Annotated in this window: 13 protein-coding genes; 4 read left to right on the top strand and 9 right to left on the bottom strand. The window is 68.7% G+C overall.

Going from position 1 to position 10,851, the window contains the following annotated elements; all coding sequences use genetic code 11:
• Nucleotide 1: 1 nt before the first annotated feature.
• A complete protein-coding gene (locus tag ACFSJG_RS01080) occupies nt 2-640 on the bottom strand; it encodes a TetR/AcrR family transcriptional regulator (protein ID WP_378483346.1) in 639 nt (212 codons plus the stop codon).
• Nucleotides 641-810: 170 nt separating this feature from the next.
• Here ACFSJG_RS01080 and ACFSJG_RS01085 point away from each other — a divergent pair, with 170 nt between their 5' ends.
• Nucleotides 811-1,896 (top strand): LLM class F420-dependent oxidoreductase, encoded by a 1,086-nt coding sequence (locus ACFSJG_RS01085; protein WP_378483347.1) that lies wholly within the window; start codon nt 811-813, stop codon nt 1,894-1,896.
• 93 nt (nt 1,897-1,989) lie between these two features.
• Here the strand turns inward: ACFSJG_RS01085 and ACFSJG_RS01090 are convergent, their stop codons facing one another.
• Nucleotides 1,990-2,223 (bottom strand): LapA family protein, encoded by a 234-nt coding sequence (locus tag ACFSJG_RS01090; protein ID WP_378483348.1) that lies wholly within the window; start codon nt 2,221-2,223, stop codon nt 1,990-1,992.
• Nucleotides 2,224-2,427: 204 nt separating this feature from the next.
• Between ACFSJG_RS01090 and ACFSJG_RS01095 the strand changes: the two genes are divergently transcribed.
• Nucleotides 2,428-3,327 carry a universal stress protein gene (locus tag ACFSJG_RS01095; protein WP_378483349.1) on the top strand — a complete coding sequence of 300 codons (900 nt, stop codon included), beginning with the start codon at nt 2,428-2,430 and terminating at the stop codon, nt 3,325-3,327.
• 65 nt (nt 3,328-3,392) lie between these two features.
• Here ACFSJG_RS01095 and ACFSJG_RS01100 read toward each other — a convergent pair whose 3' ends face one another.
• Both ACFSJG_RS01100 and ACFSJG_RS01105 read right to left on the bottom strand, forming a co-directional pair.
• Complete coding sequence (locus tag ACFSJG_RS01100) at nt 3,393-3,668, bottom strand: hypothetical protein (protein WP_378483350.1); 276 nt, start codon at nt 3,666-3,668, stop codon at nt 3,393-3,395.
• Entirely contained in the window at nt 3,665-4,615 is a 951-nt protein-coding gene (locus ACFSJG_RS01105; RefSeq protein ID WP_378483351.1) for an acyl-ACP desaturase, read from the bottom strand. The genes ACFSJG_RS01100 and ACFSJG_RS01105 overlap by 4 nt, the downstream gene beginning before the upstream one ends.
• A 119-nt stretch (nt 4,616-4,734) precedes the next feature.
• Here ACFSJG_RS01105 and ACFSJG_RS01110 point away from each other — a divergent pair, with 119 nt between their 5' ends.
• On the top strand, nt 4,735-5,385 hold the full coding sequence (locus tag ACFSJG_RS01110; RefSeq protein ID WP_378483352.1) for a response regulator: 651 nt from the start codon (nt 4,735-4,737) through the stop codon (nt 5,383-5,385).
• Between the two features lie 7 nt (nt 5,386-5,392).
• Here the strand turns inward: ACFSJG_RS01110 and ACFSJG_RS01115 are convergent, their stop codons facing one another.
• A complete protein-coding gene (locus ACFSJG_RS01115; RefSeq protein ID WP_378483353.1) occupies nt 5,393-5,980 on the bottom strand; it encodes a TetR/AcrR family transcriptional regulator in 588 nt (195 codons plus the stop codon).
• Between the two features lie 105 nt (nt 5,981-6,085).
• Between ACFSJG_RS01115 and ACFSJG_RS01120 the strand changes: the two genes are divergently transcribed.
• Entirely contained in the window at nt 6,086-7,123 is a 1,038-nt protein-coding gene (locus tag ACFSJG_RS01120) for a beta-ketoacyl-ACP synthase III (RefSeq protein WP_378483354.1), read from the top strand.
• 18 nt (nt 7,124-7,141) lie between these two features.
• Here ACFSJG_RS01120 and ACFSJG_RS01125 read toward each other — a convergent pair whose 3' ends face one another.
• The 4 genes from ACFSJG_RS01125 to ACFSJG_RS01140 form a co-directional block, all read right to left on the bottom strand.
• Nucleotides 7,142-8,716 (bottom strand): GAF domain-containing sensor histidine kinase, encoded by a 1,575-nt coding sequence (locus tag ACFSJG_RS01125; protein WP_378483355.1) that lies wholly within the window; start codon nt 8,714-8,716, stop codon nt 7,142-7,144.
• A gap of 9 nt (nt 8,717-8,725) precedes the next feature.
• Complete coding sequence (thpD, locus tag ACFSJG_RS01130) at nt 8,726-9,622, bottom strand: ectoine hydroxylase (protein WP_378483356.1); 897 nt, start codon at nt 9,620-9,622, stop codon at nt 8,726-8,728.
• Complete coding sequence (locus tag ACFSJG_RS01135; RefSeq protein ID WP_378483357.1) at nt 9,615-10,052, bottom strand: ectoine synthase; 438 nt, start codon at nt 10,050-10,052, stop codon at nt 9,615-9,617. The genes thpD and ACFSJG_RS01135 overlap by 8 nt, the downstream gene beginning before the upstream one ends.
• The coding region (locus ACFSJG_RS01140) for an aminotransferase class III-fold pyridoxal phosphate-dependent enzyme (RefSeq protein WP_378483358.1) at nt 10,049-10,851 on the bottom strand (803 nt) is incomplete at its 5' end. The genes ACFSJG_RS01140 and ACFSJG_RS01135, both read right to left, overlap by 4 nt.

Here is a 10,851-nt window from a genome sequence, read left to right on the forward strand (position 1 = left end):
GTCAGGTGCTCGGGTTGTCGGTGCGGTGGGCGGGTCGATCGGGTTCCGGGAGGCCGGCGCGGATCATCCGGAAGGCCTCGTGGACCAACGTCGCCGGGCTGTCGTGACCGGTGTCGGTGTGCATCCACATCTCGATGGCGGTTTTGCAGGCGGCGCCCGCCGCCATCTGCAGCAGGTTCGGATACAGATCGGTGTCGACGTTCGTTCCGGTGCGTTCCGCGATCGCCTCCCCGAGGATTCGGGACACCCGCCCATGGATCTCGAGTTGGCGGGCGAGCAGCGCGGGACTCTGCTCGATGAGGGAGGCCTCGGCCACGAACACCTCGAGGTCGCGGACCGGGTCGTGGACGATCGACAGCACGACCGCCTCCAGCGCGTCCCAGATCGGTTCGTCGGCAGGACGCTCGACGAGACGTCCGGCCCACGCCCTCACGTCCGCCTCGATCCGGTAGAGGACGGCGTCCTCCTTGGATGCGAAGTAGTTGTGGAAGGTGCGGGTGGATACGCCCGCCTCGGAGGCGATCGCCTCGGCGGTGACCGCGTCGAGTCCGGCGGGTTTGGCGAGCCGGATCGCCGCGTCGCTGAGCGCGAGGCGGGTGGCGGCCTTCTTCTGGTCGCGAAGGCCCGGTTGCACGGTCATGGTTCAACCGTACGGAACTTGCACTCGTCTGCAAACTTGCAGGGGTGCGCAAATATTGTTCCGTGTGCCACACCTATACCCCGAGCGTGATACGAGTCACCTCCGATTCGGTGCCTGCGGTCACCGATCGTGCTCGGCACGGTCCTACGGATCCGTCACCGCGATGCGTAATGTCCTACGAAGCTGTCCCCCTCTTCGAATGGAGTGTCCGAGTGCGCATCGGAACGCAGATCACCTACAGCGGCGGGTTCGCCGAGACCGTTGCCGAGGTAGCCGACCTCGAGCGCGCCGGGCTCGACATCGTCTTCATGGCGGAGGCTTACTCCTTCGACGCCGTGAGCCAGCTCGGCTACCTCGCGGCGAAGACGACCACCCTCAAGCTCGCGTCGGGAATCTTCCAGATCTACACCCGCACGCCGTCCCTGATGGCGATGACCGCGGCCGGTCTGGACTTCGTCTCGGACGGCCGGTTCGTACTCGGACTGGGGGCGTCCGGACCGCAGGTCATCGAGGGCTTCCACGGCGTCAGGTACGACGCGCCGATCGGCCGTACCCGCGAGCTCGTCGACATCTGCCGTCAGGTGTGGCGTCGCGAGAAGGTCCAGTACGACGGGAAGTACTACCAGATCCCGCTCCCCGCGGAGAAGGGCACCGGCCTCGGCAAGCCGCTGAAGATCATCAATCACCCTGTGCGCGAGAAGATCCCGATCGTCATCGCGGCGCTCGGCCCGAAGAACGTCGAGCTGACCGCCGAGATCGCCGAGGGCTGGCAGCCGATCTTCTTCCATCCCGAGCGTGCGAACGACGTGTGGGGCGATGCGATCGCCAAGGGCAAGGCCAAGCGCGACCCGTCCCTGGGTGAACTCGAGATCTACGCCGGCCCTGCGCTCGCCATCGGCGACGACGTCGACCACATGCTCGAATGGATCAAGCCGCACCTCGCGCTGTACATCGGCGGCATGGGTGCCCGCGGCAAGAACTTCTACAACGATCTCGCCTGCCGCTACGGCTACGAGGCCGAGGCGAAGACCATCCAGGACCTGTACCTGGACGGGAAGAAGCAGGAGGCCGCCGCGGCCGTCCCCGACGAACTCGTGCGTGCCATCTCGCTCATCGGCCCGGAGGGATACGTGCGGGAGCGCGTCGCCGCTTTCAAGGAGGCGGGCGCCACGACGCTCACCGTCAATGCGATCGCCCCCGACTCCGCCGGTCGCGTCGCGCAGATCGAGAAGCTGCGCGCCATCATCGACGCCTGAGCCCGCGCCGGGTGCGAAGCGTGCGGTATTGCCCTCGGGTGATGTGCCGACGCGCGCACCCGGCCGTCGGTCGTGACGGCGCCGCCGTTCGGATCAGCTCGGCTTGCGCCGGCCGAGCAGCCAGCCTGCGATCCACCCGATGGCGAACACGACCAGCAGGACCAGCCAGAGTGCGGCGTCGATCGTGAGCCAGGCCAGCGAGATGCTGATCGTGGACGTGTTCTGGAAGATGAAGATCACGGCCAGCACCACCAGCACCAGTGCCAGCCAGCGCCCCGGTGTCATCCGGGAGAGCACGGCGTTCTTGTGGGTCGTCGAATCGGCCATGACACGCTCCTTGCTGGACGCGCGCAACCGGATCGGGTTGCACTGTCAACAGTAGGAGCCACCAGGGCGAACCGCCAGATGACACTCCTGGCGGCCCAGACGTGACGAACCCGATGTCGACACGGGGACCTTCGACCCACGCGGACCGCGCCGGAAGCGGACACAATGGGCAGGACAGCGTTGTCGGTCGAGTAGAGGAGCAGCATGAGTGCAAGCAAGCCCGTCGTGGTGGGAGTGGACGGATCAGATGCGGCGTCGACCGCAGTGGTGTGGGCCGCCCGGACGGCTGCGGCCCGCAAGCTCCCACTGCTGCTGGTCTCCGTGGTCCACGTGCCCGCGTACTACTACAGCGAGCCCTACCTGGTCCGCGGCTACGGCGACGACCTCAAGAACGCCGGCCGCGCACACCTGGACAGTGCGGCCGTCCTCGCGCGGGAGGCGACGGACGACTCCGGCCTCGAGATCGACACGAAGCTGCACGAGGGGCGCATCGCGGAGGTACTGCTGCAGTACGCGCCCGGCGCATCCATGATCGCGCTCGGCAGCCGCGGCCTCGGTGAGTTCAGCGGCGCGCTGCTCGGATCGGTGGCCCGTGCGGTGGCGTCCCACTCGACGGCGCCGGTCGCGGTCGTCCGCGGTCGCACCCTCGACGGCCACGCCCCGACCGAGGGTCCGGTCGTCGTCGGCATCGACGGATCGGAGATCAGTGCGGCGGCAACGGAAGTCGCGTTCCTGGAGGCATCGGCCCGCAACGCCCAGCTCATCGCGGTGAACGTGTGGAGTGACGTCTCGGTGCAGCCGTCGCTCGGCGCAACCGAGGACGACCCGCACTGGAGCGCGATCCAGGCGGCGGAGGAGGCGGTGCTCTCCGAGCAGCTCGCCGGCCTGATCGAGCAGTACCCCGACGTTCCGGTGCAGCGTGTCGTCCGACGCGACCGTCCGGTGCGGGTGCTGAGCGAATTCTCCGAGCAGGCACAGCTTCTCGTCGTCGGCAGCCGCGGCCGCGGCGGGTTCCGGGGCATGCTCCTCGGCTCCACCAGTGCTGCGCTGATGAGCTCGGCGGACTGCCCGGTGCTGATCGTCCGCCCGGGAGACGCGTCCTAGCGGTCACGTCCCCCGACGTTCGCGGGGCCGGTGCCTGACGGCACCGGCCCCGCGTCGTGTCTCCCTCACCCGAACTCGTCGAGTCCGCCCCGGCGCAGCTGCGCCCACACGTCGGCGGGATGCACCCCGCGGCGGACCGCGTCGTTCTCGATCAGCACTCCGAGCAGCACCGAGTTCAGGAAGGCGAGCGCATCGGGATCGTGCCTCGCGGACTTCGCCTCCGCCCACGCGGTCACGTTGCCGCGCTTGGCCGCTGCCGCCATCGTCAGTGCCGTGTCGAACAGTGCGCCCGTGTCCGTGGTCGGCGGCATCCGGTCCGTGTCGTTCTCGATCATGGTCATCGGACCGTCACCTTCCCTCGTTCCGCGGCTCGGGCCAGCGCCCGGTCCCGTGCCTCCTCGAACCGTTCCGCGTCGGCTCGCAGCCCGTTCAGCAGCTCGTCGAGTTCCTCGCGCAACGTCTCCGCCTCCCCGTTGAAATCGTTGCGCTCGAAGACCTTCCAGGTTCGCAGCACCGGAAGCACCACGTCGTCGAGGTGCTGGCGCAGGTCGTAGATGCCACCTTTGGCGATCAGCACGGCGTTGCGGCGGAACTGCGGCATGGTCGCGCCGGGCATCTGGAAGTTGGCGAGGATCTTCACGACGGCACGCATGGCCTGGGCCGGTGCGAGGTCGAGGGCGGCGCCGGTGATGTTGCGGTAGAACATCATGTGCAGGTTCTCGTCGGCTGCGACGCGGGCGAGCATGCGGTCCGCGATCGGGTCGCCGCACGCCCGGCCGGTGTTCCGGTGGGAGACCCGGGTGGCGAGTTCCTGGAAGGTCACGTAGGTGACCGCGTCCAGCAGGCCCTCCTGCAGGTCGGGGTTGAACCCGGCGGTCATGTGGGTCATCCGGGCGTTCTCCAGGGCCACCGGATCGACCCCGCGTGTGACGACGAGGTAGTCCCGCATCACCACGGAGTGCTTGTTCTCCTCCGCAGTCCACCGGCCGACCCAGGTGCCCCAGGCGCCGTCGCGGGAGAAGTTCTCGGCGATCACCCGGTGATAGGACGGCAGGTTGTCCTCGGTCAGCAGGTTCGTGACCATCGCGGCCTTCGCGACGTCGCTGAGCTGCGACTGCGTCGGATCCCAGTCGACGCCGCCGAGAGCGGCGAAGTTCCGGCCGTCGTCCCACGGCACGTAGTCGTGCGGGTGCCAGTCCTTGGCCATCGACAGGTGCCGGTGCACGTTCTCCTCGGCGACGGGTTCGAGTTCCCGGAGGAGCTCGAGTTGGGTCAGTTCACGCGTCACAGTCGATCCCCGTTCGCCGAGCGGTGTGGCGTGCCACCGAGGGATGGCACAGCCACAGCCTCACGGACGGGGGGACCCGGTCGATAGGGCCGAAGGTCCCGATGTGCTGGGATCGGTACATGCCGACACGCCTGTTCCTCGTCGACGACCACGAGATCGTCCGCCGTGGCCTGGTGGACCTGCTGGGCGCCGCACCCGACCTCACGGTCGTGGGGGAGGCGTCGAGCGTGGCCGAGGCCCTGGCATCCGTGCCTGCGGAGGGTGTGGACGTCGCGGTCCTCGACGTCCGGCTCCCGGACGGCTCGGGAGTCGAACTGTGCCGCGAGCTGCGGTCCCGAACCCCGGGTCTGCGCTGCCTGATGCTGACCTCGTACTCGGACGACGAGGCCCTGTTCGACGCGGTGATGGCCGGGGCATCCGGCTACCTGCTCAAACAGATCCTCGGCATCGACCTGATCGAGGCGGTCCGCACCGTGGCCGCGGGGGGTTCACTGCTCGACGACCGGGAGACGGCCGCCCTGCTGACGCGGATTCGGGCGCAGCGCAACCAGGCCGGACTCGTCGAGGAACTGACCGATCAGGAGCGGGCGGTGTTCGAGCTGATCGGTGAGGGCCTGACGAACCGGGAGATCGGTGCGCGGATGCACCTCGCGGAGAAGACGGTCAAGAACTACGTCTCGCGCCTGCTGGCAAAGCTGGGGATGCAGCGCCGCACGCAGGCGGCGGTGCTGGCGACCGAGCTGAAGGGCAAGCCGGACGCGAAGCGCTGAGGGAGGGTCAGCCCGCCGCGGGCAGGTGGTGGCGCAGCAGGACCCCGAGCTGGGTACGGGCGTCGTCGAACGGCTCGCTCGATTCGAGCGCTCGGGACTGCAGGATCGCGCCCTCGACCACGGAGAGCAGCAGGCTCGCCGTCGACCGGGCGGCGCCGGGCTCGGCGCCGGCTGCGGCGAGCCCGGAGGCGAGCCTGTCCGTCCACTCGGTGAATGCCTGGCCCGCCGCGGCCTGGACGGCTGTGTCCGGTTCGTCGAGTGCCGCCGCCATCATGAACGAGCCGAGTCGGTAGTCGCTCGACTCGAGGGGCTCACGCCAGAACGCGAACAGGTCGTCGAGCCACGTCTCGACGGAGGTGGCGGCGGGCAGCGCGTCGGCCATGGTCGCGAGATGTGAGTGCACGAGCCTCGACACGATTCGCGTCGCCGTCTCGACGAGCTGACCCTTTCCCGCGGGAAAGTGCTGGTAGAGCGAGTTTCGTGAGGCGTTGCTGCGCTTGAGCAACTCGGTCAGCCCGGCCGCGTTGACCCCCAGCTCCTGCACCATCGTGATGGTGGTGGAGAGCAGTCGGGCGCGTGGTCGTGCCGTGGTCATCCGAAATGCTCCTGCTGTTAGTCACGGAAATCTTGTGTGGACCGATCGGTTCATGTTAGACACACATCAACACGTGAACCGATCGGTTCACCTGGAGAGGATGACATGCCCGCGCAGATCGCCACAGCAAGTCCAGTGACCAACACCGCCCTCCTCGGGCTCGGGGTGTACCGCCCGAAGCGTGTCGTCCCCAACTCCGAGATCGTCGATCGCATCGACTCCTCCGACGAGTGGATCAGGACCCGATCCGGCATCACCGCCCGCCGCTGGTCCGGCGACGACGAGACGATCGTCTCGATGAGCGTCGCTGCCGCGAAGGACGCGCTCGCTGCGGCCGGCCTCGCCGCCGACCAGATCGACGCCGTCGTGCTCGCCACCTCGTCCCAGATGGTGCTCGGTCCGTCCGCGGGCGCGGTCGTGGCCACCGAGCTCGGCATGCACGACACCGCCGCCTACGACGTCTCGGCGGGCTGCGCCGGGTTCTGCTACGCGCTCGGCAACGCCGCGAGCCTCGTCCGTGCGGGCCAGGCCCGGCACGTCCTGGTGATCGGCGTGGAGCGGCTCTCCGACCTCCTCGACCAGTCCGATCGCACCTGCGCGTTCATCTTCGCCGACGGCGCGGGTGCCGTCGTGGTGGGACCGTCCGACGTCGAGGGCATCGGGCCGGTCGCGTGGGGTTCCGACGGCAGTCAGACCGCCGCGATCAAGCAGGACAAGGACTTCATGACGTTCTTCAACGAGGTCGCCGCGTCCGCGGACGGCGCGCCTGTTCCGGAACGTCCGTACATCCGGATGAACGGGCCCGCCGTGTTCCGCTGGGCCGTGACCTTCCTCGAGAAGGCGTGCCGGGCGGCCCTCGAGAAGGCCGGCGTCGCCGCCGAGGACCTCGACGCCTTCGTTCCGCACCAGGCGAACAGCCGGATCACCGACGCCCTCATCCGCACCCTCGACCTGCCCGAGCGTGTGGTCGTCGCGCGGGACATCGTCGAATCGGGCAACACCAGCGCCGCGTCGATCCCGATGGCGATGGAGGAGATCATCCGGTCGGGCGCCTCCAAGCCCGGCGACACCGCGCTGCTGCTCGGCTTCGGTGCTGGACTGGCCTACGCCGGTCAGGTAGTCACGCTGCCGCCGATCGCCTGACCCGGAGGGCGGGTTGGCTCAGCCAAGCGGCACCCGCCAGGTGAGCGTGGTGCCCGAGCCGGGTGTCGAGTCGACGTCGAACCGGCCTCCGCACGCCTCCGCCCGCTTGCCGAGGTTGGCGAGCCCGCTGCGGGCCTCGGTGCCGGACATGCCGACGCCGTCGTCGGCAACGGACACGGTGAAGTCCTCGCCCGCGGCGACCGTCACGGTGATCGACGTCGCGCCCGAGTGGCGTCGCGCATTGGAAAGTCCTTCGCGCAGAACGGCTTCCGCGTGCGCTGCGATGGAATCAGAGGCGAGGGTGTCGATCGGTCCGGAGAACTGAACCGACGGCGTGACGTCCGCCGTGAGCTCGCCGATCACGTCCAGCAGTCGCCGGCGCAGTCCTGCAGGCGCGGTGGACTGCGCGGACTGCAGATCGAAGATCGTGGTGCGGATCTCGCGAACCGTGCGGTCGAGCTGCTCGACCGCTCGGGTCAACACCTCCGAGGTGCGTCCCTGTGCGGCGCCTAGCACCGACTGCACACTCATCCCGGTGGCGAACAATCGTTGGATGACGTTGTCGTGCAGGTCGCGGGCGATGCGGTCGCGATCGGCGAAGACGTCCAGCTGTCGCTGCTGGTGCTGCTGGTGAGCGAACTCGAGCGCCACCGCGGCCAGGTCCGCCATCGACGCCAGCCGTTGCAGCTCGTCCGGGTCCCACTCCTGATCGTCGGAGTGGGACGCGACGACGAGTGCGCCCTGGACGTGCTGCGGTCCCGCCACCGGCAGCGTCGCGGTCCGCGCGGCGCCGGCGCTGAGTTCGGCGAAGTCGACGTCCTGACCCACGGCGACGTCGGGATCGGTGGTGGCGGAGACGACGCTCGTGCCACCCAGCGTGTCGACGATGGTGACGGTGTCGGCGGAGCCGAGTTCCCGGGTGCGGCGCACCAGCAGGTCCAGCGTCTCCGGCACCGATCCGCCGACCAGGAGTCGTGAGGTGATCGACGACATCGCCGTCAGCCATCGCTCGCGCACGAGGGACTGCTCGAACAGGCGGGCGTTGTCGATCGCGAGAGCCGCGGACTCGGCGAGCACCGTGAGGATCGTCTGGTCCTCGTCGGTGAACTCGGGGCCGTCCCGCTTCTCGGTGAGGTAGATGCTGCCGAACGCCTGCCCGCGCACGATGATCGGCATACCGAGGAAGCTGTGCATCGGCGGATGGTCGGGTGGGAACCCGACCGACGCGGCGTGCGTGGCCAGCTCGCGGATACGGACGGGCCGCGGATCGTTGATCAGCAGGCCGAGCAGCCCACGCCCCTCCGGGAGGTGACCCATCGACGCCCTCGTCGCAGCGTCGATGCCCTCGTACACGAACTCGGACAGGCCACCGCCGGGCGCGCGCACCCCGAGCGCGCCGTAGCGGGCGCCGAGCAGTTCTGTCGCGGCCCGGACGATCCGCTGCAGGATGGTGTCGAGGTCCAGACCTGCTCCGACGACCAGGACGGCCTCGAGGAGGTCGCGCAGGGTGTCGGGCGAGGTGACCGTCTCGCCGAGGCGGCGGTGCACCGTGTCGAGCAGCTCGTTCAGGCCGGAAGCGGGATCGTCGACCATGCCCGCAGCCTACTGCGGGAACGGCTGCCTACGGGGTTCGGGTAGTTCGCGGGCCGCGAGGTGCAGTGGGCGCGGAGCGGCGGCGGCGAACGGATCCTGCAGTCGGTTCTCCACGCTGTTGAAGACGACGAAGATGTTGGCGCGGTCGAACGGGGTGATGTTGCCGCCGGAGGCGTGCAGCACGTTGGAGTCGAACATCGTCATCGAGCCGGCCGGGCCGGTGACGACGTCGATACCGTTCGTGCCGACGACTTCGGTCACCGCCGATTCGGACGGCGCGCCGATCCGCGGTGTCGTCGTCACCAGCGACTCCAGGTGGTGATCGGGCGGGGTCGCGCCGCGGCACTGGATGAACACGCGCTGGCTCCCCGGCACGATCATCAGCGGACCGTTGTAGGTCTCGTTGGCCGTCAACGCGATCGATGCGCTGACCGCACGTGGTGCGGGCATGCCGTCTTCCGCATGCCAGGTTTCGAAGTCCGAATGCCAGTAGAAGGCGCCGCCGACGAAGCCCGGCTTGTGGTTCAGCCGGCTCTGGTGGATGTACACCTCGCTGCCGAGGATGCGCCGGGCGAGGTGCGCGGCCCCGGACTCCTCGACGGCCTCGGCGACGATCGCACTGAGGTTCATGATGTCGAAGACGGACCGCACGGCCTCGCCGGACTCCTCCCGGATGATCCGCTCGTCACCGCGCAGATCAGGGTCGTGCTCGATACGCGTGATCTCGGCCAGGCAACGCGCCGCGGTGTCGGGCGAGATCGCGCCGGTGCGGTGCAGGTAGCCCCGCGACTCGAAACCGAGAATTTCCGGATCGGCATCGGACGTCCAGACCACGGGGTCGGTGCGGTCGATCAGCGCGGGTGTGTCGAGGACGCGGGTCGGGTAGCGGTCGATCAGATCATGCATCGGCACCGACGCCTTCGAGCTCCGAAACTCCTTCCTCGGGGAGGACGACCAGCGGGTACACGCCGTTCTCGTCGTGTACCTCGCGCCCGGTGACGGGCGGGTTGAACACGCAGAGCATGCGCATCTGGGTGACGGGTTCGACGCGGTGCCGCTCGTGCCCGTCGAGCAGGTACATGGTGCCCGGCCGCAGCTGGTGCACCTCGCCCTTCTCGAGGTCGGTGAGGATTCCGTCGCCCTCGATCAGCCAGACCGCCTCGACGTGGTTGGCGTAGTGGAATTCGTTGACCGAGCCGGCCGCGAGAGTGGTCTCGTGGAAGGAGAACCCGACGCGGTCGTCGGCGAGGACGATGCGCTTGGAGCGCCAGTTTCCGTCGGCACTGGTGACGTCGCGGTCGGTGTCGGTGATCTCGTCGGTGGTGCGGACGATCATGCCCGGTACTCCCTTTCTCGGCTCACTGCCGCCACGGCTCCGGTGAGAATGCTCAGTCCGAGAGTCAGGTCGTCAGGTGAGATTGTCAATGGGGGGAGAAGTTTCACGACCTCGTCGGAGGGGCCGGAGGTCTCGGTGAGCAGTCCGGACTCGAACGCCGCGGTACACACCTGACCCGCCAGGTCGGGCTGGTCGAACACCAGACCGCGCACCAGCCCGCGGCCGCGCGTGCTCACCCCCTCGAACCGGTCTGCCAGGGCGGTCAGCGCGGTGTGCACCTGTTCGCCCTTCTCGGCGACCGACCGGCTCAGCCGGTCGTCGGCCCAGTACTGCTCGAGTGCGGCGGTGGCGGTGACGAAGGCGGGGTTGTTGCCGCGGAAGGTGCCGTTGTGTTCGCCGGGTGTCCAGACGTCGAGTTCGGGTTTGAAGAGGGTGAGGGCCATGGGGAGGCCGTAGCCGCCGATGGATTTGGAGAGGGTGACGATGTCGGGGGTGATGCCGGCGATTTCGAAGGAGAAGAAGGGGCCGGTGCGGCCGCAGCCCATTTGGACGTCGTCGACGATGAGGAGGATGTCGCGGGAGGAGCAGAGGTCGGCGAGGGCGCGGAGCCATTCGGGGCGGGCGACGTTGACGCCGCCTTCGCCCTGGACGGTTTCGACGATGACGGCGGCGGGGCGGTTGAGGCCGCTGCCTGCGTCGTCGAGGACGCGTTCGAACCAGTGGAAGTCGGGCATTTCGCCGTCGAAGTAGTTGTCGAACGGCATGGGTGTGGAGTGGACGAGGGGGATGCCTGCTCCGG

This window comes from Rhodococcus gannanensis (assembly GCF_042681175.1).
Taxonomy (GTDB): Bacteria; Actinomycetota; Actinomycetes; order Mycobacteriales; family Mycobacteriaceae; genus Rhodococcus_G; species Rhodococcus_G gannanensis.

Bases quoted from the DNA above. Each gene is read 5' to 3' on its own strand.
- ACFSJG_RS01120 (WP_378483354.1), top strand. From the start codon at position 6,086: ATGCCCGCGCAGATCGCCACAGCAAGTCCAGTGACCAACACCGCCCTC.
- ACFSJG_RS01085 (WP_378483347.1), top strand. From the start codon at position 811: ATGTCCTACGAAGCTGTCCCCCTCTTCGAATGGAGTGTCCGAGTGCGC.
- ACFSJG_RS01115 (WP_378483353.1), bottom strand. From the start codon at position 5,980: ATGACCACGGCACGACCACGCGCCCGACTGCTCTCCACCACCATCACG.
- ACFSJG_RS01125 (WP_378483355.1), bottom strand. From the start codon at position 8,716: ATGGTCGACGATCCCGCTTCCGGCCTGAACGAGCTGCTCGACACGGTG.
- ACFSJG_RS01095 (WP_378483349.1), top strand. From the start codon at position 2,428: ATGAGTGCAAGCAAGCCCGTCGTGGTGGGAGTGGACGGATCAGATGCG.
- ACFSJG_RS01110 (WP_378483352.1), top strand. From the start codon at position 4,735: ATGCCGACACGCCTGTTCCTCGTCGACGACCACGAGATCGTCCGCCGT.
- ACFSJG_RS01080 (WP_378483346.1), bottom strand. From the start codon at position 640: ATGACCGTGCAACCGGGCCTTCGCGACCAGAAGAAGGCCGCCACCCGC.
- thpD (WP_378483356.1), bottom strand. From the start codon at position 9,622: ATGCATGATCTGATCGACCGCTACCCGACCCGCGTCCTCGACACACCC.
- ACFSJG_RS01135 (WP_378483357.1), bottom strand. From the start codon at position 10,052: ATGATCGTCCGCACCACCGACGAGATCACCGACACCGACCGCGACGTC.
- ACFSJG_RS01090 (WP_378483348.1), bottom strand. From the start codon at position 2,223: ATGGCCGATTCGACGACCCACAAGAACGCCGTGCTCTCCCGGATGACA.
- ACFSJG_RS01100 (WP_378483350.1), bottom strand. From the start codon at position 3,668: ATGACCATGATCGAGAACGACACGGACCGGATGCCGCCGACCACGGAC.